This window comes from Thalassospira sp. CA1, assembly GCF_059052855.1.
In genome coordinates this window covers 53812-80558 of sequence record NZ_JBZCIA010000003.1, presented here as the reverse complement: position 1 = coordinate 80558, position 26747 = coordinate 53812, and the positions used below count along the sequence as shown (strand labels likewise).

At 54.4% G+C, this 26747-nt stretch carries 24 protein-coding genes; 11 read left to right on the top strand and 13 right to left on the bottom strand.

Features of this window, described 5'->3' with window-relative positions:
* Positions 1–226: 226 nt before the first annotated feature.
* From AC5Q5A_RS07205 to AC5Q5A_RS07165, 9 genes are all read right to left on the bottom strand, one after another.
* Positions 227–1570 (bottom strand): flagellin N-terminal helical domain-containing protein, encoded by a 1344-nt coding sequence (locus AC5Q5A_RS07205; RefSeq protein ID WP_493894810.1) that lies wholly within the window; start codon positions 1568–1570, stop codon positions 227–229.
* A gap of 353 nt (positions 1571–1923) precedes the next feature.
* On the bottom strand, positions 1924–3270 hold the full coding sequence (locus AC5Q5A_RS07200) for a flagellin N-terminal helical domain-containing protein (protein ID WP_493894809.1): 1347 nt from the start codon (positions 3268–3270) through the stop codon (positions 1924–1926).
* A 378-nt stretch (positions 3271–3648) separates the two neighbouring features.
* The gene (locus tag AC5Q5A_RS07195; protein ID WP_493894808.1) at positions 3649–5001 is read right to left on the bottom strand and encodes a flagellin N-terminal helical domain-containing protein; all 1353 of its coding nucleotides are present in this window, start codon (positions 4999–5001) and stop codon (positions 3649–3651) included.
* 110 nt (positions 5002–5111) lie between these two features.
* The gene (fliW, locus tag AC5Q5A_RS07190; RefSeq protein ID WP_417837107.1) at positions 5112–5582 is read right to left on the bottom strand and encodes a flagellar assembly protein FliW; all 471 of its coding nucleotides are present in this window, start codon (positions 5580–5582) and stop codon (positions 5112–5114) included.
* Positions 5583–5681: 99 nt separating this feature from the next.
* Positions 5682–6914, bottom strand: coding sequence for a flagellin N-terminal helical domain-containing protein (locus AC5Q5A_RS07185; RefSeq protein ID WP_210520261.1), 1233 nt, complete (start codon positions 6912–6914; stop codon positions 5682–5684).
* A gap of 27 nt (positions 6915–6941) precedes the next feature.
* Entirely contained in the window at positions 6942–9353 is a 2412-nt protein-coding gene (flgK, locus tag AC5Q5A_RS07180; protein ID WP_493894807.1) for a flagellar hook-associated protein FlgK, read from the bottom strand.
* Between the two features lie 17 nt (positions 9354–9370).
* The gene (locus AC5Q5A_RS07175) at positions 9371–9832 is read right to left on the bottom strand and encodes a hypothetical protein (RefSeq protein ID WP_157194018.1); all 462 of its coding nucleotides are present in this window, start codon (positions 9830–9832) and stop codon (positions 9371–9373) included.
* A 2-nt stretch (positions 9833–9834) separates the two neighbouring features.
* Positions 9835–10179: a rod-binding protein gene (locus AC5Q5A_RS07170; RefSeq protein ID WP_490412701.1), complete on the bottom strand. Its 345-nt coding sequence runs from the start codon at positions 10177–10179 to the stop codon at positions 9835–9837.
* Between the two features lie 2 nt (positions 10180–10181).
* Positions 10182–11324, bottom strand: coding sequence for a flagellar basal body P-ring protein FlgI (locus AC5Q5A_RS07165; protein WP_493894806.1), 1143 nt, complete (start codon positions 11322–11324; stop codon positions 10182–10184).
* A 368-nt stretch (positions 11325–11692) separates the two neighbouring features.
* On the opposite strand from AC5Q5A_RS07165, the gene AC5Q5A_RS07160 reads away from it, so the two are divergent.
* On the top strand, positions 11693–12136 hold the full coding sequence (locus tag AC5Q5A_RS07160; RefSeq protein ID WP_064788596.1) for a flagellar assembly protein FliX: 444 nt from the start codon (positions 11693–11695) through the stop codon (positions 12134–12136).
* A 150-nt stretch (positions 12137–12286) separates the two neighbouring features.
* Complete coding sequence (gene dksA / locus AC5Q5A_RS07155) at positions 12287–12703, top strand: RNA polymerase-binding protein DksA (protein WP_008890403.1); 417 nt, start codon at positions 12287–12289, stop codon at positions 12701–12703.
* A gap of 246 nt (positions 12704–12949) precedes the next feature.
* Here the strand turns inward: dksA and flgH are convergent, their stop codons facing one another.
* From flgH to AC5Q5A_RS07135, 4 genes are all read right to left on the bottom strand, one after another.
* Entirely contained in the window at positions 12950–13723 is a 774-nt protein-coding gene (gene flgH / locus AC5Q5A_RS07150) for a flagellar basal body L-ring protein FlgH (protein ID WP_493894805.1), read from the bottom strand.
* Between the two features lie 106 nt (positions 13724–13829).
* Positions 13830–14759, bottom strand: a complete 930-nt coding sequence (gene flgA, locus AC5Q5A_RS07145; RefSeq protein ID WP_493894804.1) for a flagellar basal body P-ring formation chaperone FlgA — start codon at positions 14757–14759, stop codon at positions 13830–13832.
* Between the two features lie 186 nt (positions 14760–14945).
* Entirely contained in the window at positions 14946–15731 is a 786-nt protein-coding gene (flgG, locus tag AC5Q5A_RS07140) for a flagellar basal-body rod protein FlgG (RefSeq protein WP_008890400.1), read from the bottom strand.
* Positions 15732–15801: 70 nt separating this feature from the next.
* Complete coding sequence (locus tag AC5Q5A_RS07135) at positions 15802–16560, bottom strand: flagellar hook-basal body complex protein (RefSeq protein WP_008890399.1); 759 nt, start codon at positions 16558–16560, stop codon at positions 15802–15804.
* 484 nt (positions 16561–17044) lie between these two features.
* Between AC5Q5A_RS07135 and AC5Q5A_RS07130 the strand changes: the two genes are divergently transcribed.
* From AC5Q5A_RS07130 to AC5Q5A_RS07090, 9 genes are all read left to right on the top strand, one after another.
* Positions 17045–17581 carry a flagellar basal body-associated FliL family protein gene (locus AC5Q5A_RS07130; RefSeq protein ID WP_008890398.1) on the top strand — a complete coding sequence of 179 codons (537 nt, stop codon included), beginning with the start codon at positions 17045–17047 and terminating at the stop codon, positions 17579–17581.
* 42 nt (positions 17582–17623) lie between these two features.
* Entirely contained in the window at positions 17624–18775 is a 1152-nt protein-coding gene (fliM, locus tag AC5Q5A_RS07125) for a flagellar motor switch protein FliM (protein ID WP_063087511.1), read from the top strand.
* Between the two features lie 3 nt (positions 18776–18778).
* Positions 18779–19471 (top strand): DUF6468 domain-containing protein, encoded by a 693-nt coding sequence (locus tag AC5Q5A_RS07120; RefSeq protein WP_008890396.1) that lies wholly within the window; start codon positions 18779–18781, stop codon positions 19469–19471.
* A gap of 151 nt (positions 19472–19622) precedes the next feature.
* A complete protein-coding gene (locus AC5Q5A_RS07115; RefSeq protein ID WP_063087515.1) occupies positions 19623–20351 on the top strand; it encodes a MotE family protein in 729 nt (242 codons plus the stop codon).
* A gap of 219 nt (positions 20352–20570) precedes the next feature.
* Positions 20571–20957, top strand: a complete 387-nt coding sequence (locus AC5Q5A_RS07110; protein ID WP_008890394.1) for a response regulator — start codon at positions 20571–20573, stop codon at positions 20955–20957.
* Between the two features lie 35 nt (positions 20958–20992).
* Complete coding sequence (locus AC5Q5A_RS07105) at positions 20993–21634, top strand: protein phosphatase CheZ (RefSeq protein ID WP_063087517.1); 642 nt, start codon at positions 20993–20995, stop codon at positions 21632–21634.
* A gap of 11 nt (positions 21635–21645) precedes the next feature.
* Positions 21646–22530: a flagellar motor protein MotB gene (locus tag AC5Q5A_RS07100; RefSeq protein WP_287445832.1), complete on the top strand. Its 885-nt coding sequence runs from the start codon at positions 21646–21648 to the stop codon at positions 22528–22530.
* Positions 22527–23252: an OmpA/MotB family protein gene (locus AC5Q5A_RS07095; protein ID WP_008890391.1), complete on the top strand. Its 726-nt coding sequence runs from the start codon at positions 22527–22529 to the stop codon at positions 23250–23252. The genes AC5Q5A_RS07100 and AC5Q5A_RS07095 overlap by 4 nt, the downstream gene beginning before the upstream one ends.
* Before the next feature lie 2 nt (positions 23253–23254).
* The gene (locus tag AC5Q5A_RS07090) at positions 23255–26725 is read left to right on the top strand and encodes a tetratricopeptide repeat protein (RefSeq protein WP_493894803.1); all 3471 of its coding nucleotides are present in this window, start codon (positions 23255–23257) and stop codon (positions 26723–26725) included.
* Positions 26726–26747: the final 22 nt, after the last annotated feature.

Genomic DNA, 26747 nt, shown 5'->3' with positions numbered 1-26747 from the left:
TCCAGAAAAAAATCATCTGAGCAGAAAGAAAATTCCGAATCTTTTGAAAAACAATGGGTTGGGCAGCGAGACTTTTCTTGTTCCGTTCTTCGGAGAGTGAACCGACGCTCAGAAAATCCGAATCGCGGTGATCGTGTGACGGCTGTACGGCACCTAATCAAAACAAATATAGAAAGGGGCGACCCGAAGGTCGCCCCTTTTGTAAGGATGTGTTTTGCTTTGCAGATTACTGCAGCAGACGCAGGAGGTTCTGCGGCATCTGGTTTGCCTGTGCCAGCATGGCGACACCCGACTGAACCAGGATCTGCTTGGAGGTGAAGGCGGTCATTTCGGCCGCAACGTCCAGATCAAGCAGGGTGGAACGTGCTGATTCAGTGTTTTCCTGCGTGGAAGCAAGGTTCTGACCAGCAAAGTCCAGACGGTTCTGAGAGGTACCAACCGCAGCACGGGCGCGCTGCAAGTCATCAATCGCACGGGTCACAACCTCAACAGCATTCTGTGCACCAGCTGCGGTCGAGATCGCGTTCGCGCCAAGACCCTCAAGAGAGGTCTGGCCAGTGCCACCCGAGCCCAGTGCAGCCGAGTCAACCGAAGTCAGGTTGATCGACAGACGGTCGTTTGCAGTGTTACCACCGCCAACTTGGAACTCAATGCTGGTTGCCAGCTGCTGACCATTGTCGGCTTCCATGGTGACAGTGTTGGCAGTCGAGTCAAAGGTCGCGGCACCGTTGTTAAACGTTGCGTCGCTGCCAAAGTCCTGGCTGCCTGCAGTGCCGGCTTCAACATAACTGACTGTTGCAGAGAAGTTGGTGTTGACCGTGAAGGTCAAGCCAAGTTCATCGAAGTTCAGCGTTGCGTTTTCACCAGCACCGATTGCGGTGGTGCCGCCCGACGCATAGTCGGTGACGTCAATCGACTGGACGCGGTCAACAGCGCCGTCAATGGTTGAGCTGACGGTCATGATCACCTGACCAGCAGTCCCTTCGTTGATGCTGACCTGGAAGCTGTTATCGGTAAGATCGGTGTCGGTGTCGGTTGCCCAGTAGTTGTTGTCTGTGATGGCAAAGCCATCGAAACCGGCAGCCGGAACCAGAGCAGCGCCGCCGCCACCGGAAGCAAGGTCGCCAAAGTTGGCGGCAACATCACCGCCATCACCCAGCAACTGAATGCCGTTGAAGTTTGTCGAGGACGCAATACGGTCGATCTCGTCACGCAGTTCAGTGAACTCGTCATTGAGGAATCCACGTTCGGTGTCGGACAGGTTGCCAGAGGATGCCTGGACAGCCAGTGTCTTCATACGAACGAGAACGTCATCAATCGTTGCCATACCGCCATCGGCGATCTGGAGCATCGAGTTGGCCTGACCAACGTTGACGGTTGCAGTTTTGAGGGCCTGGGTAGTTGCGTTCAAACGCGCACCGATGGCCATGGAAGCGGCATCGTCACGTGCAGAAACAACACGGGTACCAGAAGACAGTTTCGACAGCGAACGGGTCGCCATCTCGTCGGAAGCAGTCAAGTTGCGGTGTGCAACGTTTGCTGCATAGTTGGAAATGATATTAAGAGCCATTTTTCTCTCCTACTTGGATAGCTCTGGACAGCATTGCCGCCCTAAAATTCCCGGGCCTTGCCGGAAGCAGATTTCGAGATCCTCTTGATCAGCGAAACCTAACTAAGTGATAAAAATATACGTAAGTATGGGTGTGCTGTCCATAAGATTCTTTTAGCTATACTTGTTTTGCGGAATCAGTCACTTAAGGATAGTAATTGGTTGTGCTGGAATAAAAAAAAATCGCAAAGGTAGTGTGTGGTGTACAGGAAACTTCAATTTTTAGGTGGAGCTTGCCTTGGGATTCGCTGACAAGCAAAAAAGGGGCGGCCCGAAGGCCGCCCCTTTTGTAAAGACGTGTTTTGCTTTGCAGATTACTGCAGCAGACGCAGGAGGTTCTGCGGCATCTGGTTTGCCTGTGCCAGCATGGCGACACCCGACTGAACCAGGATCTGCTTGGAGGTGAAGGCGGTCATTTCGGCCGCAACGTCCAAGTCAAGCAGGGTGGAGCGTGCTGATTCAGTGTTTTCCTGCGTGGAAGCAAGGTTCTGACCAGCAAAGTCCAGACGGTTCTGAGAGGTACCAACCGCAGCACGGGCGCGCTGCAAGTCATCAATCGCACGGGTCACAACCTCAACAGCATTCTGTGCACCAGCTGCGGTCGAGATCGCGTTCGCACCAAGGCCTTCAAGCGATTCCTGACCAGTGCCACCAGATCCGAGTGCCGCCGAGTCAACCGAAGTCAGATCGATCGACAGACGGTCGTTTGCAGTGTTACCACCGCCAACCTGGAACTCAATGCTGGTTGCCAGCTGCTGACCATTGTCGGCTTCCATGGTGACAGTGTTGGCAGTCGAGTCAAAGGTCGCGGCACCGTTGTTAAACGTTGCGTCGCTGCCAAAGTCCTGGTCACCGTTGGTGCCACCTTCGACATAGCTTACAGTTGCCGAGAAGTTGGTGTTGACCGTAAAGGTCAAGCCAAGCTCATCGAAGTTCAGCGTTGCGTTTTCACCAGCACCAATTGCGGTGGTGCCGCCTGATGCATAGTCGGTAACGTCAATTGACTGGACACGGTCGACAGCACCATCAATGGTGGCACTGACCGTCATGATAACCTGACCAGCAGTGCCTTCGTTGATGCTGACTTGGAAGCTGTTATCGGTAACACCACCAGCATTGGTGTCGGTCGCCCAGTAGTTGTTGTCGGTGATGGCAAAGCCATCGAAACCGGCAGCCGGAACCAGGGCCGCACCGCCGCCGCCGGAAGCAAGGTCGCCAAAGTTGGCGGCAACATCACCACCATCCCCAAGCAGCTGAATGCCGTTGAAGTTGGTTGATGAAGCAATACGGTCGATCTCGTCACGCAGTTCAGTGAACTCGTCATTGAGGAAGCCGCGTTCGGTGTCAGACAGGTTGCCAGAGGATGCCTGGACAGCCAAGGTCTTCATACGAACGAGAACGTCATCAATGGTTGCCATACCGCCATCGGCGATCTGGAGCATCGAGTTGGCCTGGCCAACGTTGACAGTTGCGGTTTTGAGAGCCTGGGTGGTTGCGTTCAAACGCGCACCGATGGCCATGGAAGCGGCATCGTCACGTGCAGAAACAACACGGGTACCAGAAGACAGTTTAGACAGCGAGCGCGTCGCCATCTCGTCGGAAGCAGTCAAGTTGCGGTGTGCGACGTTTGCTGCATAGTTGGAAATGATATTAAGAGCCATTTTTCATCTTCCTACGTGGAATGAACGTCTTAGACGACATGCACATGGGCCTGTCATTCATCTTGAACAACTTTAAGTAGCCCATTTCACAATCTAAACGCTTAAACAGCTTAAGAGTCTAGGAAAAAATGTGAAAATTCAGAATTCGTTAAACAAATCTATACTTAAGTGTGTGTTTTTCCGCAGCTCTGTAACTCCATAGATCATAACCAATGGAGGGGGCAGTTGATGCATCAATGATGCATTAGTATTGATAGAGGCAACTTTTATCTGCAGTTCATACAGCTGCGGGCAGTTGCTAAAAAAAAAACGGCGACAATATAACATTGCCGCCGTTCTGTGTGTTCTTTGGATTTCTTATTCCGATGGTGCTTAGCCTTAGCCCTGCAGCAGACGCAGAAGGTTCTGTGGCATCTGGTTTGCCTGTGCTAGCATGGCGACACCCGACTGAACCAGGATCTGCTTGGAGGTGAAGTTGGTCATCTCGGCCGCAACATCAAGGTCAAGCAGGGTGGAACGTGCAGACTCAGTGTTTTCTTGCGTGGATGCAAGGTTCTGAGCTGCGAAGTCCAGACGGTTCTGATAGGTGCCGATATTGGCACGCGCGCGTTGCAGATCGTCAATTGCGCGGCTGACGACTTCGACTGCATTCTGGGCGTTCGCCGCCGTATCAATGGCATTGTCAGTCAGGTCCGCAATCGAGTCTTGTGCACCATTCGAGCCAGAGCCGAGTGTCTCAGAATCTACGGCCGTAAACTCAATTGCCAAGCGGTCGTTTGCTGTGTTGCCCGCGCCAACTTGGAAGTCAACTGTCTGCTGCAATTGCTGCCCATTGTCAGCTGACATGGTGACAATGTTGTCAGTAGAGTCAAAGGTCGCAGCACCGTTGTTAAAGGTGGCGTCGCTACCGAAGTCCCGGCTGCCGGCAGTGCCGCTTTCAACATAGCTGACAGTTGCCGAGAAGTTGGTGTTGACCGTAAAGGTCAAGCCAAGTTCATCGAAGTTCAGCGTTGCGTTTTCACCAGCGCCAATTGCGGTGGTGCCACCGGACGCATAGTCGGTGACGTCAATAGATTGCGTGCGGTTAACCGTGCCATCAATGGTCGCACTGACCGTCATAATAACCTGACCAGCAGTGCCTTCATTGATGCTGACCTGGAAGCTGTTATCGGTTACGCCACTATCGTTGGTATCCGTTGCCCAATAGTTATTGTCGGTAATGGCAAAGCGATCAAAACCGGCAGCTGGGACCAGTGCAGCGCCACCGCCGCCCGAAGCAAGATCATTGAAGTTGAGCGCAACGTCACCACCATCGCCGAGCAGCTGAATGCCGTTGAAGTTGGTCGAGGACGCAATACGGTCGATTTCTTCGCGCAGCTGAACGAATTCGTCATTCAGGAAGCCACGTTCAGTGTCGGACAGGTTGCCCGAGGATGCCTGAACGGCAAGCGTCTTCATGCGCACCAGGATGTTATCGATGGTTGCCATGCCGCCATCGGCGATCTGGAGCATCGAGTTGGCCTGGTTGACGTTAACCGTTGCGGTCTTGAGGGATTCCGTTGTTGCGTTCAGACGTGCACCGATGGCCATGGATGCAGCATCATCACGTGCAGAAACAACACGGGTACCCGAGGAAAGTTTTGCAAGCGAGCGCGTCGCCATCGTGTCCGAAGCAGTCAGGTTTCGATGGGCTACGTTCGCTGCATAGTTGGAAATAATATTAAGAGCCATTTTATTCCTCCTACACGGATAAGATAGAATGGCTCAGGCCATTCAATCTTTCGGCGACATTGCCTTGGGGGACATCAAAGCAATGCGCGTGCCAATATGCTAGGCAAAAATTACAGGTCATGCTGCACAGAGTATTTTTCATTGGGCAAAATATGCTGCCAGGCGACCTGGCGCGCAGTGTCGACAAGAATGGGCGCACGCAGATTGGTCGACATCGTAATGCCCTGACCACCTGGCGCGCTCCGGATGGTGACAACCATCAGGATGGCCATATCTGCGGCTTCGATCGCGAGACTTTTCTGCGCAGTCATCAGGTCTTTGTCCGCGTAAACGCCGCTCTCCATGTTATATGGTGCGACGATAAAGGACAGGCTTGCATCCGTCAGGCTTTGATAAAGCTTGAACTGATCAAGTGATGTGTTGGGGATGTTAGCCAGTCCGAAAACATGGTGTTCAGGAAAGCCAAGGAGACCGACTGGCATGTAGATGCCTTTGTCCCAGCTGAACTCGATGTCGCCGAAGCGTGTTTCCACGACAACGGATTCAGGTGTTTCATTCTCGGCGACGTTTTCGGTTTCCATTCCCGCAATTCTCCGACGGTCGAAAGGTTCTGTGTCGCATACTACCCTTGGCATCATGCGAACAAAACAGTTAAAGACGCAATACGATTTATATCACAATCAACGCAAATAGTTAGCCAAAGATAAATCTGCGGCGCGCGAGATGGAAATAAAACTGGCCTGCAGGGCAGTCGTATACTGACTGACTTCCGCAAGGGTCAGGGGAACGTCAACAGTTTCGATGTCGGTGATGGCCTGGGCCGCAAAAACCTTGAAATCCTGATGGCGTTCTTCGAACCGTTCGACATTGGCAATATCAAGACCGATTTGCCCCTGAACGTTTGGAAGTTCGTTGATTGCATCGTTGATAAAGCCGAGTGCGACAGTCAGCGCATCCTGGTTTTCAGTGCTTGCAGCAATGCCAAGGCCCTGGATCAATTTCTGGAATGCCGGGTTGTCACCCAGAATGCCATAGGATACGTCGTACTTGTCGTCGACCCGCAGATCCATGATCTGGTGATCGCCCATATAATAATCGGCATCCGGGCGCGGATTTCCCATTTTCTCCATACCAAGTTTTGAGAGAAAATCTCCGCCACCCGTTTCGGTAATAGTGATTGAGCCATTCCCGACATTTTCAATATTCAAAAGCGTTGTGCCTTCACCGCCTAACCCCCGCAGCGAAGCAATGGCGCGGTTGGTGGTAACGTTATTGATGGCATCCATGATGTCGTCGATATCGTCGGTGGCGGCGTTGTAGTTGACGGTAGAGGTCGAGCTGTTGCCATTGACATCTGTGCTGACGATCTGGAGCGTGCCGTTAGTTGTCACGCCAAGTGAGGAAAGAAGTGCGCCGCTTGTCACTGACGTATTAAGTTTGCTGATATAGTTGTCCGGCGCTCCGATTTTCTCGATATCCACTGCCGGTTCTTCGGAACGTCCGCCGGCAAAAAGGAAGCGTCCGTCAAGGTTGGTATTGAGCAAGTTGGCAATCTGTTGCAGCGCCTGGTCTGCTTCGTTACGGATATTGACGTCATCAGCCTGTTGAGCGGAGCTTGCCTGGATGAGCAAGCTCTTCATCTCGGTCGCGATGGTCAGCATGCTGTCAACGGCGGTTTCCATGCTTTGCAGGCGCAATTTACCTTGCGTTGTATTGCGCAGGTACTGTTCCGTGCGGCTATATTCGCCTTCAAGATTAAGCAGGCGCTGTGTGCTGTCAGCGATACCTGCGTAGTTGCGCGATTTGTACCCGCTGGACGCTTGGTTCTGAAGGTCTGTTACACGCGCAGCATTGCGGAGTGCCAAGTCCGAAAGTAATGTGTGGTTTGTATATGTCGCGACACGAGTTACCATGACAGCCTCATTTCATAAGCATGCAGTTTAAACTGCATTGAGCAGTGCATCAAACATTTCCTCAACCGTGGTAATCACTTGGGCAGAGGCGGTGTAGGCACGCTGAAAAATCACCAGATCTGACATCTCTTCATCAAGGTTGACGCCGGCTTCGTTCTGAATGCGGGTGCTGAGGTCAACCACCAGATTGTCCTGAAAATCATAGGAACTTTCGGCAATGCTGGCCTTTGTCGCTGCGGTTGCCACGATCCCTGCTGCATAATCGGTTAGCGATGTGCGTTCACCCGACAGACCATCGGTTGCCCCGAAATCAATATCGGTGCGTTCAAATGCATTACTGATCGAGTTTGCGGCACTGTTGTCGCCTTCATGAACGCCGAAAGTGATGCCAAGCCCCAGAACGGTCGTGAGTGCATCGGCGTTGGGTAGGCCATCGTCGCTGAAATAGAACGGATCGCCATCCGCATCTATGACATGGAGTTTATAACCACCCAACTGGCTGTCGAATTTGACTTCAGCAGTGATATTGTTGTCCGTCAGCGTCGCACTGTTGTTGATGGCATCAGCGATGTCTTGTAGCGAAGTGTTGGTATCATAATCGATATCAACATCTGTAAAATCGCCACTGACAGTCAATGTATAGTTGACCGGCGGCGGTACAAGCGGGCCCAAGTTAGGAATGGCCGCGTCCGGATCGATGATTGCCGTCGAGGTATTGTAAGTGTCCGCATTCATCTGTCCGCGCACAATCCGCGACGGATCATTCTTGATTGCCGCGGCGACATCCATGTTGCCGGACAGGGACGGACGATCTTCAGTGAAGCCGATCTTTGACGACAACGTACCCGAATCATTGATCGTCAGGTTGGCATTATATTCAATGACCAGACGGTAACGGTCACCATCTTCGACAATGAAGGCGGCTTCTTCCGCGGCAGCGGCGGTGAAGCCTGCACCCTGAAGTGCTGTACGGATGTTGTCGCGGATATCTTCAAGCGAGTCTGTTGCAGTGTAGTTGACTGTAATACCCGCTCCGGCAAGCGCACCCGTCCCTGCACTGATTGTAAATGAACTTGCCGTCACACCCAGCGCACTGGTCGAACTTTGTTGCGCGGCAGAGGTCATGACATCGGATCTTTTGGTGGTCGTGACAAAGTCGTTCAAACCAAAATAGTGCGACATGCCCTGCTGGCGACCATCGCTCAGCGTGATCTCACTGTCTAATTCGTTAATTGCAACGCGGTTACCATCCTGGCCTTCGATAACCAGCCGATTGTCCACCAGTGATGCCGTCAGATACGATCCAGCATCCGAGGCATTGATCGCATCAACGATGCCCTGAACCGTTGCCGGTGTTGTTGGCAGGGAAATATCAGCCCAGCTGTCAGTGGCAACAAGGTCACCATTTTGATCGAGTGCGGCAACGCGAAATGCACCGGTCGCTGTTAACGGATCGCTGCCATCAACCGTGCGTGTGCCCGAAAGGTTGGCAGGCGGCGGGAACGACGTGCCTTTGTTATGTTCTTCATTGATGGCATCGCGCAGTTGAGTGGCCAGTTCGTTGATCTGGTCATTCAACGCCGGAATTTCGGAATCGCGCATTTCAAACAGGCCCTTTAGGGTGCCTGTGCGCAGCGTGTCCGTAATGTCTTCGCCATCAAGCGAAACACCCGAGCCACCCGTACCCGGTTCGAAACCGGCAGTCTGTGTAAAGGAGAGCTTGTTGGGGGTGCGATCAAGAAGCGTGTTCGCGCCGTTTGCTGAATATACAACGATCGAACCATCACTACGGCTGAAGGTCGTGATATCTATGATCTTTGACAGCTCATTAAGCTTCTGATCGCGCTGGTCTTCAAGCTCTGTGGTTGGCTGATCAAGGTTGTTCAGGCGAATGATGCCGGTATTGAGCTCAGAAATCTGCGTCAGCAATGTGTTGGCACTATTCACCTCATCAGTGATCTGGTCGTCGATGTCATCGCGCAGATCCTGAAGCTGGCTTGAGAGCCGCTCAAACGATTCCATGACCTGAATTGCGCTTTCGATGGCTTCTACGCGCGGGGAATTCTGGTCAGGGGTGACGCCAAGCTGTTCAAACGCGTCGGCCAGATCGTTGATGCGCTGGCTGATCGCAGCATCAGACTGGGTGGTGCCAAACAGGGTCTGAACGCGCATGAAAAACTCATAACGGGCTTCTTCGCGACCGGCTTTACCCAGTTCGCCGCGCATTTCACGTACCAGGCCCTCGTTGACGTTACGATAAATGTCAGCAACCTGGGAGCCGGCACCGACACCGTCAAGCGACAGGGTCTCCTGACCGGCGATCTTTCTGGAATAGCCCTCGGTATTCACGTTCGAAATGTTCGAAGACGTGATCGCAATGCGGGCTTGTGCCGTGTTAAGGCCAGAGATCGCAGTATTGAGTGCCTGAGTAAGTGACATGATTTTTGCCTTTACCCTTAGAGCGTTTCGTTGACGCTATAGGCGCCACCGGACTTATTGATCGTGCGACCATAACCTCCGAGCGATGCCTTGCTGGTGGTGGCAGAGCGGGTATAGGTCGTGCATTCTTCTTTGGATTTGTCATTGACCGCGCGGACGATGGCCTGAACCACGCGTTCGTTGGTTGCCTTGGCCGCCTGTAGCGTGTTCATATTGCGCCGCGCAGCTTGCTGGAACTCTGCCTGCAATTCGCGCAGCTCTTCACGTTCTTCTTCGGACATGGCGCGGAGTTCGTCGCCGCGGCTACGCAGTTTCACGACCAGTTGCTCGTACTGCATTGCCAGGGCAGATTTTTCCGACAGGAATTGCTCATATTCAGCAGATGTCAGGCTGCGCAGTTCACTGGACTCACGTTCCAGCAGGGACATAAGGTCATAGGTGACGCTTTTAAGTTCTGTAACCAGCTCTTGGGTGGTCATTTTCATCCCTCCTGGACTTTAAGGATTTCGCGTGTAACGGCATCTGCAATTCCGATGCCACCTGCGCGGGACATTTCTTTGGCGTATTCATCAACAAGCATGGAACGCATCATCGTTTCACCATGCCCGCCGCCAAACATTTCGTTGGTTTCAAGGCCGGCGAACATGTGGCTGAGCATCTGGCCAAGGAACATCGATTCAAATTCCTCGCCAGCCTTGCGTGCCTGTGCTTCGGTCTTGATGTGCCCGTCTGTGAGTGTATCCATCCGGGCCGCGATATTGTTTTGCTTGCCGTATTGTGCGCTGGCCTGTGCCTGCGCCATCAGAGCGGCGGTGCTGTCGGTCATCATCACATCACCTCGATTTCGGCCTGAAGCGCGCCAGACGTCTTGATGGCCTGAAGGATGGTGATCATGTCGCGCGGACCAACGCCAAGGCTGTTGAGGCCATTGACCAATTCCTGAAGGCTGACACCGCCATTCATGATGCCCAACTGATTGTCTTCGCCCTCATCGACCTCGATATTGGTGCGGTCAACAACCTCGGTTGTGCCGGCCTGCGAGAAGGGCGAGGGCTGGGAAACCTGCGGCGTTTCGGTGACACGGATCGTCAGGTTGCCCTGCGCAATCGCGACACGATTGATCCGGACGTTTTCGCCCATCACGATGGTGCCCGTGTTTTCGTCAATCACCACACGCGCGATCTGATCGGGTTCAACACGAAGCTGTTCGATATCGGTCAGAAGGGCGACAATATTCTGGTTATAGCGTTCCGGAATGTTCAGCCGCACGGTGCCCGGGTCGCTGGCGCGTGCAGCAACTTCGCCCAGATAGGCATTAATTGCTTCGGAAACACGGCGCGCAGTGGTGAAGTCCGGGTTACGCAGGACAACTGACATGTCCTGCATGGAATTCAGGTTAAAGTCGATTTCGCGTTCAACGATGCCGCCATTGGCAATACGTGCCGAGGTCGGAACGCCTTTGACGATGGTTTCAGCATTGCCACCTGCGGAAAAACCGCCAACCGCCAGATTACCCTGGGCCACAGCATATACCTCGCCATCAGCACCGACCATCGGGGTCACAAGCAGCGTGCCGCCCTGGAGGCTTTCGGCAGTGCCAATCGCGCTGATATTAACATCAATGCGCGACCCCTGACGCGAAAACGGCGGCAGGGTTGCAGTGGCCATCACGGCCGCGATGTTATCAGACTCAAGGTCTTCGATCTGGTCGCGGACGTTGATGCCGAGGCGTTCAAGCATCGCGACCATGCTTTGGCGGGTAAATTCTGCATCGCCCAGATCATCGCCGGTGCCATTCAAGCCAACCACAAGGCCATAACCCACCAGCATGTTGTCACGCACGCCTTCGAAATCGGCGATATCCTTGATGCGTGATTGTGCATGTGCAGGGGTAAGCTGCGTCAGGGCAAGCATTCCCAGCGTGAGCATTGCGAGTGCATTGCGTGCTATTTTGCCAAGACCTGTGATCATACTCTTAATTCCGCTTTTACATGGGATGCAGCGCATCCGGCAAATGAGGCGGTTGATCGGGTAAACCGCGTTTGCAAAGCTATTTGCGAAAACCATGCCAACTGAGGCTTTCTGCCGATGGTGACCGTGGTGACGCCCAAATCCCCTGAAAACGACGCGTTTAAGGTGATTTTGCCTCTGTCTCGTCGCGGTCGATGCGCCAACCCGGCATTTTTTTCCCGTTGCGCGTCTGGCGCGATTGAGGGAGACTCATTTCTGCAAGTTTGGTGTTTGCTCATTCTCTGGCCGCTTGGGCTGGATGAATGCATCCGACCATGCACTGCATATGTTCATTGAACAGATCGACAACAACTGAGCGGACACGGATCATGAAGGTTAGCGGTTCCAAGGCTGCCGGTACGAGTACTTCATCGCGCAAGAAATCGTCCGGCACATCTGGCGGAAGCGGTTTTGCTGACGCCATGCGTTCGCTCGACTCTTCCGGGGATGCTGGCGGTGCCGCTGGTGTTCGAAGTGCGGGGGCTGTCAGTGCCCTTGATGCCTTGCTTGCGCTCCAGCAAAGCGGGGATGCACTGGATTCGCCTAAAAAGGCCGCGATGTTGCGCGCAAAAAGCATGCTCGAGCAGCTGGAAGCTGTGAGAGACGGCTTGCTAAGTGGCCAATTATCCCCCGCACGCCTGCAGCAACTGGTCGGTTTGCTCGACCAGCAGCGCGAAATGATTGATGATCCCGAACTCTCTTCTGTTCTCGACGAGATTGATCTTCGCGCTCGGGTTGAGTTGGCGAAACTTGAAGTTTCCGGCCTGATCTGATTGTTTAATCAAAGGTATTTTCCATAGAAATATCGCAGAATTCTGCGCCTTTGAGGGGTGATTGGCATTTATTTGTTCAATCGGCTTGCACCGTTGGCGCGTGGCCTCTATATTGCCGCGCGATCGATGAGTCCTGTATAGAGGGCATACATGACTATCACTTTACCACCTGACTATCGTCCTGCTGAGGACGAAGAGTTCATGAACCCGCGTCAGCGGGAATATTTCCGCCAGAAACTTTTGACCTGGCGGGCAGAACTTCTGCATGAATCTTCAGAAACATTAGCGAACCTGCAAGATGGCGGGCTTCAGGAACCGGATCTTACCGACCGCGCGTCGGCAGAGACTGACCGGGCACTTGAACTTCGTACTCGTGACAGGGCGCGCAAGCTTATTTCAAAAATTGATGCTGCATTGCGTCGAATTGAAGACGGATCTTATGGTTACTGCGAAGAAACCGACGAGCCGATCAGCTTGAAAAGACTTGAAGCTCGTCCGATTGCGACCCTGAGCATCGAAGCCCAGGAACGCCACGAACGGATGGAGCGCACACGTCGCGACGATTGATCGCGCCGGGTGGAAAAAATACTTGGGATTTGGCTTGGCTGATCCCCGTCATGCAACGACATGACATGGTGGGAGATTACTGGTTAGGGATAACCAAAATCACAAAAGCCCGGCCTTCTGGCCGGGCTTTTCGTTTTTGTGTCGCTCTGATGCGAAAAAGGCCACCCGAAGGTGACCTTTGAACGCTTCGCCATGTGGTCAACCGGAACCCGGAAAACGGGATTGAGCCACAAGACTTTTCAAATGTTAGAACGGCAGAATGATGTCGAGAACTTCACTGCCATAGCGTGGCTGCTGAACATCGGAAATCGTCCCGCGACCACCGTATGAGATACGGGCTTCGGCAATCTTGTCGTAATTGACTTCGTTTGCGGAGCTGATGTCAGCGGCGCGAATAACACCGGCAATCTGAACTTCGCGAATTTCACTGTTCACACGAATTTCCTGACGGCCATGAATGACATAGTTGCCGTTCGGCAGAACCTGAATAACGATGGCTGCAACACGCAAATCAATGGCTTCGTTACGATCAAGAGTTCCGGCACCCCGGTTTGACGTGTTGCTGTCGAAATCAAGCATCGAGGTCGGATCGATGGTTTCGGGCAGAACTTTGGTCATTTCTGCCTCAAGCCCGAACAGGTTCGGAACCGCGAGATCCTCGGAATTGGTGCGCGAACGAACTGTCGTGTTGGCAAGGGCCGCGCGGTCTTCCATTTCAACAACCACGGTCAGGATGTCGCCAACCTGGTTTGCGCGTTGATCCTTGAAGAAGGACCGTGCGCCGGCACGCCATAGTGAGTTCGGGTTACGTTCAGCAACCTGCGGGGCCGGCATCGGCAAACTTACCGGGCGATAGGCCTCTGACTGTGTCGGGTTATCTATGGACGACAGTTTCGGCGGTTCGCCAACTTCGGAAAGCCGTTTCATCGCGTTGCAGCCTGACAGCAATGCTGTGGCCCCGATGAGCGAACTGACAAGCGCAATGCGCCGCCATGACATCTGGGTGATTTTAGTAGGCATGAATTCCTCCTGGGTTCCTGCATTTCTTAACGCAAGTACCGTGCCAATTATCAGCTGGTATAAGAGGAAAAGCTTGCCGGGTTGTGTGGCGTTTTGGGGGCGCGGATTACTGCGACAGAGCGGGCAGTGCGCGGACTTCGTTCTCGGCCACAACTTCGACCTGAATGGTCTTGTTGCTCGATTGGTTGACCACGCGAATGACATCCCCAAGAGATCCGTCTTCCATTGCCTTGCCGCGTGCGGTCAGGGACATGTTGGCAGTGACCAGACGAATGATCACAAGCGATCCGCGACGGACCAGAATGGGGTTGCTCAGATCCCGGAACATCAAGGGTTCATTGGGATTGCTGGGCCGCATGACTTCCTTGCCAATAACATCATTGATGTCGCGAATGGCCCCGTTTGGAACGCGTTCGGACCGGAAATCACGGTATTCAACCTGATCGGCACGGATGACGGAACCGCGAGATACTGGCTCGACCAACACCGGAACGCTTGTTAGCGGGTAATATTTGCCGCTGATCCGATATGTCCGCTGTTGGGCAGTCTGGGCGCCGGTTGTCACGCTGGCAACAAAGCGCTGAGTGCGTGAATTGACCTCGATGGCACTGACGTCAACACTGTTGCGGGCGTCAACGGGCAGATGAATCTGGAAATTGTCACTCGAAAGGTCGACCGTGAAGGGACGCTGAATGCCATAGTCAACCAGGGAAATTTCGACCGCTTCACGAATTTCATCCATGGTAATCACTTGGCTGGCGCGGGTGATCAGGACCTGATCGGCTGTTGTGCGCGGACGCCATTCGACATTGTGGCGCTGGGCAATCCCGTATAGCCAGCGATAATCAAGAACGGTTTGTTTGCCCGGCTGTGGCGCATGGGCGACGGCAATATCTTGCTGTTGGGGATCAAGCCCGGAAAACAGATCACCCAAGGTCACATACTGACCTTCGACCAGAGCATCGGGTCTAAGAAAGACAGAAGAACTGCTCGGCTGATTGTTGCGAAGGTTGTTGCCTTGCGATGATTGCGCCAAAGCGCTCTCTGTCAATGGGGGCAGAGATGCAATTGCGGACAACAGTGCGAGCGCGAGGATTATGTTCTTTATCTTCATCCGCCTACTGTACCACGGAACGGTATAAATCGCGTAAATACAGTTTGCGCAAGTTCGCAGATCATGTGACCGCGACTTGCGCAAACGAAATGCCTTCAGAACCGGAAATTATCGCAGGTTGCTGACGGCGCTCATCATCTCGTCCGTGGTCGAGATCGATTTGGAGTTCATTTCATAAGCGCGCTGCGCCTTGATCAGGTTGGTGATTTCCTGAACCACGTTAACGTTCGAGGATTCAAGATATCCCTGCTGAACCGTGCCATAGCCGACATCCCCCGGGGCGCCGACATTGGCCTGACCGGATGCTTCGGTCTCAAGGAACAGGTTATCACCAAGGGCATTAAGGCCCGGCGGGTTGATAAAGGTCGCAAGCTGAAGCTGACCAAGGTTCTGCGGGGCAACCTGGCCATCGATCTCGGCAAAAACTTCACCGTTGGAGTTGATGGTTACCGAGCGCGCATTGGCCGGAACCGTAATGCCTGGCTGAACCGCAAAGCCGTCCTTGGTCACAAGCGCACCGTTGGCATCAAGTTTAAGCGTACCATCGCGGCTATAAGCGGTTTCCCCGCTGGGCAGGTCGATCTGAAGATACCCGCGGCCCTGAATGGCAATATCAAGCTCGTTCTCGGTCATGGTCAGCGAACCCTGACCCATGTAACGGCCGATTGCGGCGGTCTTCACACCAAGGCCAACCTGAACACCGGTTGGCACGATCGTGCCTGTATCGGAGGACGGCGAACCTGCTCGGCGCAAATCCTGATACAGCAAATCCTGGAATTCAGCACGCTGGCGCTTGTAGCCGGTGGTGGTCATGTTGGCGATGTTGTGCGAGGTCACATCCACGTTGGTGGACTGAGCCTGCATGCCCAAAGCGCCGATATCAAGTGACCGCATCTGTCTTCTCCTTCGATTGCGCAGATTTTGCGCTATAATTCGATGTTATCTATCGGGTGCCACTGCCGGTTCAGGCGCGGACATCCCCGAGTTTGTTGATCATGTTGCGCATACGCTCGTTCTCGCTTTCAAGAGAACGGCTGACCGATTGATACGTGCGAAGAACGTCGATCATCTGCGTCATGGCGCTGATTGGATTGACGTTGGATTTTTCCAGAGCGCCCTGAACAATGCCGGGGTTTTCGACAAGCTCGACGGCATCTGCGTTGTTTTCATCTTCCGGCGCACGATAAAGGGTGTTCCCGGTGACGATCATTTCCTGCACGTTATCAACAGTAACGACCTGAAGTTTGCCAATCTGGCCGATATCGGTGGAAATGGATCCGTCGCCCTTGATCTCGATCTGGCCATCTGCCTCGTTAAAGAACAGTGGCTGGCCAGCATCACTCAGCACGGGAAAACCGTCATTGGTGATCAACTGGCCGCCCGGATCGAGGGAAAAGTTGCCCGAACGGGTATATTGGACACCGGTTGGCGTTTCGACGGCAAAGAACATGTCCGGCTGGCTAAGCGCCACATCAAGCGGACGATCTGTATGTTCAATGTTGCCGACAGTGGTATTTCTGTATTGCGAGATGTCCTGAACCAGCGAGATTTCGCGTTCGCCACGGAACGGCGCGTCCTTGTTCTTTGCGATCCAGTCAGTGAACATCATGCGCTGCTCTTTGTAACCGGTCGTGTTCATGTTTGCCATGTTCTGCGACAGGTTGTTCATCATGCTGCGCAGCGTCTTCTGACGGGACAGTGCAATGTATGAAACGTTTTCCATGGTCGAATTTCCCTTTCAGGACTGTAACTTGACCATCAGGAATGCGATCTGCGTGCCAGTTTGATTAAGTAATTGATTTAAAGTAATAAATTTTAAGTTCGGCATTTGTTGCCGGTCGTTTTCTGCAACAGTTTGACTGAAAGTGCCGTTGCCGACTGCCGTTATGGGCAAAGGATTGCCGGGTGGTCGGGGAGGTCGGCAAAACATGTCCGGTTTGCAGGGTGGTAAAGGACCATCTCACAATTGCGCCACAAGCCGGATACTCCGATCCGGCAATTTATTCCGGGATAGCCACGACAGGCTATTGCTTTGCGTGCCCGGGCTGAACATATGGCGCTGAGATGGTAATATTTGCCGCTGTGACAAATCACCAATAGACCGAAACGCAACATATTTTTAACGTGATAGCGTTATGGCTTTTAATCCGGCACAGTGTTTGCTGGATCAGGAAGATAGAACTTCAAACGCAGGAATTCGCGAAGCGATGGGTGACGACGTCGACGAAATCGAAATGGACGAGGGTGGCGGTGGCCGAAGCAAGAAGATGCTGGTCGTGGTCATTCTGCTTGTGCTGCTTTTGCTGGGTGGCGCTGCGGCGGCGTATTTCACCGGCATGCTTCAGCCGGTGATAGACATGCTGACCGGTGGCGGTGGCGAGCAGACCGAGGAAGTCATCACCGAAGATTCGATTGAAAATGACCCGGGCGTTCCGGAAAATGTCGGCTTTGTCGACTTGCCGGAAATTCTGGTCAATCTGAATACCGGTGGCGGAAAGCAGAGCTACCTTAAAATTCGTGTCAGCCTGGAAGTCGCCGACCAGGGCATGCTGCCGCAGGTCGAACAAATGATGCCGCGCATTGTTGACAACTTTCAGGTCTATCTTCGCGAACTGCGTCCAGAGGATCTTTCCGGCTCCGAAGGGATGTTCAGATTGCGCGAAGAACTTTTGATCCGGGTGAGTGCCGCGGCCAAGCCTGCAAAAATAAACGACGTTTTGTTCAAGGAAATGCTGGTACAATAATCTTGTAGCAGCCCGAGTGCCAAGTTCAGGAAGCAATCGCTGATGGCTGATGAAGACGAAGATGATGATGCTCTCGCCGCTGAATGGGAAGCCATGGCAGGCGGCGATGACGAGGGTGGAGACGACGGCGGCGAGGATATGGCCGCCGAATGGGAATCCATGCTCGGCGATGATGACGGCGACGATGATGGCGGCGGCGACGATATGGCCGAAGCCATGGGCGGCGGTACATCTGCGCGCGTTCTGAACCAGGACGAAATTGACAGTCTTCTGGGCTTTGATGACGGTTCGGGTGCAGGCGATCAGTCGGGCATTCAGGCGATCATCAACTCGTCGATGGTGGCCTATGAACGACTTCCGATGCTTGAAGTCGTGTTCGACCGCCTTGTGCGTATGATGTCGACATCCCTGCGTAACTTCACATCCGATAACGTCGAAGTCTCGCTTGATAATATCCTGTCGCTGCGTTTCGGTGATTACCTGAACTCGATCCCGTTGCCAGCCATGCTTGGTGTTTTCAAGGCAGAGGAATGGGATAACTACGGGCTGCTGACAGTCGACTCAGCGCTGATTTATTCCATCGTGGACGTTCTTTTGGGTGGTCGTCGCGGTACGGCGGCCATGCGTATTGAAGGTCGTCCCTACACAACGATTGAACGTAACCTTGTGGAACGTATGATCCACGTGGTTCTTGGCGACCTTTCGGCTGCGTTTGACCCGCTAAGCCCGGTGACATTCCGCTTTGAACGCCTTGAAACCAACCCGCGTTTTGCCACCATTGCCCGTCATGCCAACGCCGCCATCGTGGCGAAGCTTCGCATTGACATGGAAGACCGTGGTGGTCGACTTGAACTTCTGATCCCTTATGCGACGCTGGAACCGGTGCGTGAACTTCTGCTTCAGATGTTCATGGGGGAAAAGTTCGGTCGTGACTCCATTTGGGAAAACCACCTCGCAAATGAGCTGTGGCAGACCCATGTTAATCTATTGGCTGTTCTTGATGAACAGATCATGGCCCTTGGCGATGTCCTCAACCTTGAAGTTGGGAACAGACTGGTTCTTAATACTGGTCCGACCTCGCCTGTCGAGGTTCGCTGCGGGGATGTGCCGTTGTTCAAGGGGTTGATGGGGCGCAAGGGTGACAGGATTGCCATTCAGGTTCGTGATCGTGCGCGCATAAACGAGGAAGACTAGCTGATGGACTTCGCGTTCTATCTGGATCTTGTGATGATCGTGCTGTTGGGGGCAACGATTGTCTATGCGATTATTCTGAACCGCAAGCTGGCAGCTTTTCGGCGTAGCCGCGAAGACATGCAGAACTTCCTGACCGCGTTCAATGCCGCCAATGAGCGTGCAGAAACGTCGATCACCGCCCTTAAGGAAATGGCGGAGCAGTCTGGCGAAAGGCTGCGCGAGGACATTGAAAAGGCCAGCGCACTGAACGAAGACCTGAGCTTTATGGTCGATCGCGGTGAAAGCATCGCCAACCGTCTGGAAAAGGCTGCGCGCGACGTTAATTCTGTGCGCCGTACCGCTGGAAATGCGGCCGACGGCATTGCTGCTGGCGGTGATGGCGGAAAATCGGCCGGGGCTGGTAATGCCGGTCTTGGGCGGATGAAGGCGGCCAAAGACCGCAATGATGTAATTGACGACCGTGATCGTGTCGGTGTTGAAACCCGTGCCGAAGAACTTGCCGCCAGAATGGTCGGCGAGATCGAGCGCGGAGGAAATGGCCCGGTCGATGATGGTTATGACCGTGAAGAGCCCGCGCGTTCGGGGGGATCATATGGCAGTCGGGCGGATGTATCCGATCCCTATGATCAGGATGAAGATGCGGGTCGGTCCGAGGCAGAACGTGAATTGCTGGCGGCCTTGCGGTCGGTTCGATAAGAAGTTTCAAACAACGAATTTGCGTTGTTGTCGGTCTTGAGATTACGAGTTTTCTATATATCTAATGGGTAGGATCCCGTTCCACTGGAACGGACAGAAATCAATCGGGAAGGAGCATGGGCACTTTGTGCCGACATGCTTGGGTGTGTGAATGTCAGGTGTGCGTATTCTGCCGTTGGTCGTTCTGGTTGGCGTGATGGTGCTTTCGATGCGGGTGGTCAACCTGTTTTCGTATGACTCCGCCAAGCCGGAAACGGCAGAGAATAAAGGTGTCAGCGTGGTGCAGATGGCCCAGGCGCAGGCACCGGCACCCGATCCTGCCGCCGAACAGGCCGCGACACCGGAAAATGGCGATCCGGGTCTGGATAACCCGGAAGGGCTTACTATGGAAGGTGAGCCGATTGACGGTGTCACGGGTAACCCCGACGTGCCGCCGATGCTGGGCGGTGACCCGACCCTTTTCACCCAGGAAGAAATTGACCTGTTGCAGAACCTGTCGGTCCGCCGCGTCGAGCTGGACCGCAAGGAGCAGCGCCTTGACGAACGCGAAAGCCTGATTGCCGCCGCCGAAGCGCGCATCGATGCCAAGATCGAGGAAATGAAATCCCTTAAATCGGCCATCGAAGGTCTGGTCGAAACCAAGGAAGCGCAGGAAGACGATCGCATCAAAAAGCTGATCAGCGTTTATGAAAAAATGAAGCCGAAAGATGCGGCACGCATCTGGAACGATCTTGATATGGATATTCTTCTGCAGGTCGCACTGGGCATGCGCGAAGCCAACACCGCAGCGGTTCTGTCAGAAATGACGCCGGACCGTGCGCGCGCGCTGACGTCCGAGCTGGCCTACAAGCAGGATATCAACATGTTACCGCTTCAATAGCGGAATGCTGCAAAGGATTGACCGCACGGCCCGAATGGGAAAGAGTGGCCGTTGGGGGAGAATTTTTGAGCGAAGACAACGTGGTGGCGAATTTAATCGTGGGTTAAACATCTTGATTAACCAATATTAAATAGGTACATCACGATTATTAGGGGCCTTGTTACTATGCGGAAGTATGGTAGGCAAGGGTGGGAGATCAGATAGCTGATGGAGTTGTGAATGGCCGTCGATCCGAATATGCCGATCCTGATTGTGGATGATTACAAAACCATGTTGCGTATCATCCGTAACCTTCTGCGGCAGCTCAACTTTACGAATATTGAAGAAGCGACCGATGGTAGCATGGCGCTTCGCAAACTGCGTGAGGCTCCGTTCAGCCTTGTGATTTCCGACTGGAACATGGAGCCGATGACCGGTCTTCAGCTTCTGAAGGAAGTCCGCGCAGACGCAAAACTGAAGGATATGCCCTTCATCATGATCACCGCTGAAGCCAAGACCGAGAACGTGGTCATGGCGAAAAAGGCAGGCGTCTCCAACTATATCGTCAAGCCGTTCAACGCAGAGACGTTGAAAGGCAAGATGAAGACTGTCATTGGTGATTTCTGATCAGGAGCGCGGGGCAGGTGTCCCGCGATACCGCTATGTCTAAGGCGACCAAAGACGAACTACGTCAGTTGTTGAATGATCTTCAGGCTCGCCTTGACGGTGATGACCTGAAGGTCGAACAATTGTCCGATCTGATGGATCAGTTGTCGCGCTTTATGGGCGATAAACCGACCGATGATCAGAAACGTTTGTTTGGCGAGCTCGATGAGCTTTCCGGCATCATTCGCAAGATGAAATCGGAAATCGCCTCGCTTCGTCCGGACGATATCAAGGCCGAGTATATCCCCAACGCAACCGACGAGCTTGATGCCATCGTCGATGCGACCGCCGGGGCAACGCATGAAATCCTTGATGCCATGGACACGCTTGAAGAATTCGCAAGCACCCTGCCGCCAGAACAGGCCGAAATCGTGACCAGTGCAACGATGCGCGTTTACGAAGCCTGTAACTTCCAGGATATCACCGGCCAGCGCACCACCAAGGTGATCAAGGCCCTGAAATCCATCGAAGAACGGGTTGAAGGGCTTGTGACGGCATTTGGTGATGAAATCGCCAAATATGCTGCCGCCAACCCGCGGAAGAAAAAAGAACCGGAAGGCGAAGAGGCTTTGCTGAACGGTCCGCAGCTTGAAGGAAAAGGCGTAACGCAGGCCGACATCGACGCGATGTTTAACTAAGTGGCGTTATCATGGCGGAGATAGAGGACGATGGACCGACACCACCTTCCCCCCCTACAAACGGGGCAGTGGCGTTGTTTCTGGCGCTCTATCTTCTTCTGCTAGCCTTTTTCATTCTGCTCAATACCATTTCGACCTTTGAAGAGGTCAAGACCCGCGAAGTGCAGGAAAGCCTTTCCTCGGCATTTGCGGCCATTCTCCCGCCGACAACCAGTCTGCAGACCGTGACCTCCATCGAGGGGCCAACGGTATCAGCGCAGGAAACCCAGGACAAGCTGGGGCATCTATTTGAGACCGCCATCAAAGTGGTCCGGGTTGAAGTCATTCAGCCGGGCAAGCTGATGGAAGTCATCATGCATGTCGATCAGCTGTTTGATACCAATTCCATTCTGGTCCGCGAAAGACAGGCCGATTTCATGCGCCAGCTTGCCGAAGTGCTGGCTGATGACGATGGTTATGCCTCCTACGAGATGGAAATGGTCATGGGCAGCCAGATCGAAGACAAAGGCACGATCCAGATCGAAAACAATCTTCAGATCGCCCAGGCCGGATCATTTGCCCGCGAGCTGACCGATGTCGGCGCACCCGAAGACCGTTTCTTTGTCGGGATTGATCCGGGTGCCGACCCGTTCATCGTGACGTTCCGCTTTTTCTGGAATTTCGGTCCCAAGGAAGCGCCGGAACCGATCAATCGTAACGGCAACGGAAATGAAACGCCCGCCGCAACGCCGACCTCCACGACGCCGGACTCTGGCGCGAATGGCGGTGGATCGAACGGTCAGACGGGTGCTGTCGCGCCACAACAATTCATGATCCCGCCGGCAAATGGTGGCGCGCAGCCATCCATTTCCCAGCCGATCCCGCTTGGACCACAAGCATCGGGAGGTGGCGGATGAGCGAAGACGCACCACGCAAGCCAGAGGTCAAGGGCCCGCCGCCCTGGATGCTTAGTCTGGCGGATCTGATTTCGCTGCTGCTGACATTCTTTGTCATGCTGTTCGCCATGTCCAAGGTCAAGATCGATCGCTGGGACGAGGTTGTTGATGCCTTGTCGCAATCGATCAAACCGTCGCCGGTCGAAGATACGGACGAGCCGATGGCGAACATGAACATTCCGCGTGTGTATCGCAAACCGGCAATGAACCTTGATTATCTCAGTGCCGTGATTGACGACGCGATTGATGACAACCCGGTCCTTGGGGATGCGCGCATGTCGCGCGAAGCCGACAAACTGGTGATTTCCCTGCCGGGTGATATTCTGTTTGTTGCCGGTAGTTCGGATATGACACCCAAGGCGCAACAGGCGCTGTTTGTGCTGGGCGGGGTGTTGCGCAATATCGGTAACCGTATCGGTGTTCAGGGGCATACCGATCCGCGACCGCTTAGCGGGCGTGGGCAATATGCATCGAACTGGGAACTTTCGCTGGCCCGTGCCGGGGCTGTTGCCAACGAGTTAAAGCAATCCGGTTACACAGATTACATAAATATTTACGGATTTGCGGCATCAAGATACGACCAGCTTCCCAAACTCTTGGATGAGGAGGCGCGATTTGCAATGGCGCGCCGGGTCGACATTGTAATCGAGCCTCACGGGGGAAGCGGGATCGGAGGCACGTAAGTATGGCGAAACTTGCCGTGCGCATCCTGCTGGCGGTTGCAATTGCGACCACCACGGCAATGGTTTTGCCTTATAGCGGAATGCGCCCTGCAATAGCCCAGGTGGCGGACCCTGTTATCATCCGCTCCGGGCTTCATAACGGGTATGGCCGAATTGTTCTGCAATGGAACGAGCCGGTCAATTACACCGCCGAGATCATCGGCGACCAGTTGGTCGTGCGGTTCGATCAGCCATTGGTGGCTTCGTTGCGCGGTGTTCTAACGCCGGTTTCGCGCTATATTTCCGATGCATTCTTTGATCCCGATGGTCGCACTATCGCCTTTGTGCTGAGTGACGATTACGAAGTGCGCGCGTTTAACGTCGGCAGCAACGTCGTCCTGGATATCCTTGATAAACCCGACGCACCGGCACCCGCAGTACCGACACCCCCGGCGCGTCCCGCGCAGGATGCCCAAACCCCTGAAATAACCCCGGCGCCGACAACGCCGGTTGAAACAGTTGCCGATAACCCGGCAGAACTGGCGGAGCTTGACGTGCGGGTCGGACGCCATCCGACCTTCTATCGTCTGGTGTTTGACTGGCCAAACCGCACCGATTACGTTCTTGAAGGGGCGCAAGGCGCGCAGACCATCGCGTTTGATGCGCCGGCCCGGATCAATGCCAACGATATTTCAAGACGCCTGCCCGAAGGTGTGCGTGTGCGCCAGGGCGACACCAATCCGCTGGATGTCGTTGTCGAAACGACCCCGGCGCGACAATTGCGCCATTTCCGGTCTGGTAACAAGGTCGTGGTTGATATCATGGGCGTGCAGCGCGCCCCGGCAACCACCACCGCACAAACCCGCACGACAGACACGCCACAGGCCGGGGTGACAACCCCAGCGCCGCCTGCGCCCGCAACCCCGTCTGCGACTGCGCAGAACGAAGATGCGGCGCCGGACGTTCCCGATGCAGCCGAACCAACGTCTGAAGAGGGCGCGCTTGACCCCAACTCACCCGAAGCCCTTGCCCAGGCCGCGCAGAATGCAGGAAGCACGGTTCGAACCAATGGGCAGGCACCGATCGAACGGCAAAGTATTGGCGATCTTGTTGTCTCTGTTGATCAGACCGCGACCGAACTGACGCTTGGTTTCCCGTTCGGTCAGCCGGGCGGGGCGGCGGTATGGTCGCGCGCCGGGTTCTTGTGGTTGGCGTTTGATGTCCGTGCCAATCTCAACCTTGATAATGTGCGCCAACAGGCCGCCCAGATCATCGGCGTTGTCGAACAGATCGAAAGCCCGTACGCAACGATTGTCCGCATGACAATCCCCGAGGGCATCGGCCTTTACACCGGCCGGAGTGAAACGGGCGATTGGCGCATTACCATGCAGCAAGGCATCATGCAGCCGGTTGAAAAGTTGGGTCCGTCGATTGAATTGGACGAACAGACCCGTGCGCGCCTGATCGTACCACTTGAGGATGTCGGGCCGATTATCCCGATTGATGATCCCGAAGTCGGCGACACCCTGCGTGTGACCACCACAACCCAGAACGGCTATGGTATCGAGGTTGCGCTGCGCTATCCGGAATTTGAAGTTCTGCCATCCGTTCAGGGCGTGGTTGTTGCTCCGATGAATGACAGCGTGCAGGTCGCAGGGCGTGATGATGGGCAGGCCGTGATTGTTACCGCCGAAGATGGTCTTAATATCTCACCGGAAGGTGCACGTTTGCTGGCCTCGGCAACCGGGGTGCGCGCCCAGACAGGCGATGGTCGCGAAGGTCTTATTTTCGAGTTGGATGACTGGCGGCGCGGTGGTCTGGATCAATACAATAAAACCATCCGTGGGCTGCGCCGGAAGATTGCAGAATCCGGTGACGAGCATCGCAACAAGGCGCGCCTTGATCTGGCCCAGTATTACCTGGCAAACGGATTGGGCCCCGAAGCCGATGCTGTGATTTCCGCCATGGAACACGATGATCCGCTGATTGCCCAGCGCTTGCAGTTCCGTGCACTTAAGGCCGCGGTCAAGTTCCTGAACCGGGAATATGAAGAGGCTGAACGCCTGCTGGAAGATGAACGCCTGCGCAAGATCCCCGAGATGCAGCTTTGGCGGGCGGTGACCCTGGCGGCGCGCGGGCGTCCGAACGAAGGTGCGCGCGATCTTCTTGAAAGTGTTCATATCCTTGATTACTACCCGCCTGAATTGCTGTCACGTCTGGTGCCGATTGCGACCGAACAAGCGTTGATCGTCGGCAACCCCGAAGCGGGCATGGACATGATCGAAAAGATGCTGGTGACCCCGGGTCTTTCCGAAAGCAAGATCATGGATATCCAGTACCTCAAGGGGATTTTCGAAGAAGAAGCCGGCGAGCTTGAACAGGCTGTTGCGACCTGGGATCAGGTGGCAGAGGGTGAAAACCGCAAGGCGCGTGCGCATGCGATCTTTGACCGCACCGAACTTCTGATGCGGCTTGAACGCCTGACGGTCGAAGATGCGATCGAACAGCTTCAGAAGCTGCGTTTTGCGTGGCGCGGTGATGCGTTCGAGATGGCGTTGCTCAAACGGATCGGTGAACTGCAGATCGAGAACAAGGATTTCCGCGAAGGGCTTAATACCCTGCGTCAGGTCGCGATCTTCTTCCCGAATATGCCGGTGGCGACCGAGGCGACCGACATGATGCACAAGACTTTCGAAAACCTGTATCTCGGCGAGGAAATCAATAATATCTCGGCGATCAAGGCGGTTGCGCTTTATGACGAGTTCCGCGAACTGACCCCGGCAGGTGACAAGGGCGACGAACTTATTCGCCGTCTCGCTGACCGCATGGTCGATGTCGAACTGTTTGAACGCGCCGAAGAACTCCTGGAACATCAGGTCGACTTCCGTCTGACCGGTGTGGAAAAAGCCCGGGTCGGGGCGCGACTGGCCTTGGTGTATCTTCTTGATAGCAAGCCCGAGGAAACCATCCGCATCATCGACGAGACCGAAGTGCCCGGCGTTTCCGACGAACTTGCCACCCAGCGTCGACACCTTCGGGCGCGTGCCCTGCTTGATACGGATCGCGGTGTCGAGGCGATTGCATCGCTTGAAGGCGACTATTCGCGCAATGCCGAATTGTTGCGGATCGACCATTATCGCAACACCCGCGATTACATGTCCGCCGCCGAGACGTTCCAGCGTCTGGTCGGTGAAGAACCATTCGATGAAAACGGTATCTCGGATGAGCGTGGCCGATACATGCTTAATTGGGCGGTCAATCTGGCGATGGCCGGGCAGGAACGCACCCTTAACATGCTCAAGCGGCGCTATGGCGAAGTCATGGCCCAAAGCCCCTATGCCGAGGCGTTCAGCTTGATCACGTCTTCGCCGACACAGGGCCTGATCGATTACCGGACGCTTGCCGATCGCGTCGACGAAGTAGAAGAGTTCCAAGGTTTCCTTGCAACCTATCGAGACCAGTTGGAAAAGTCGCAGCTTAGTGCTATAAATTAACGTTCAATAACTATATCGTGGC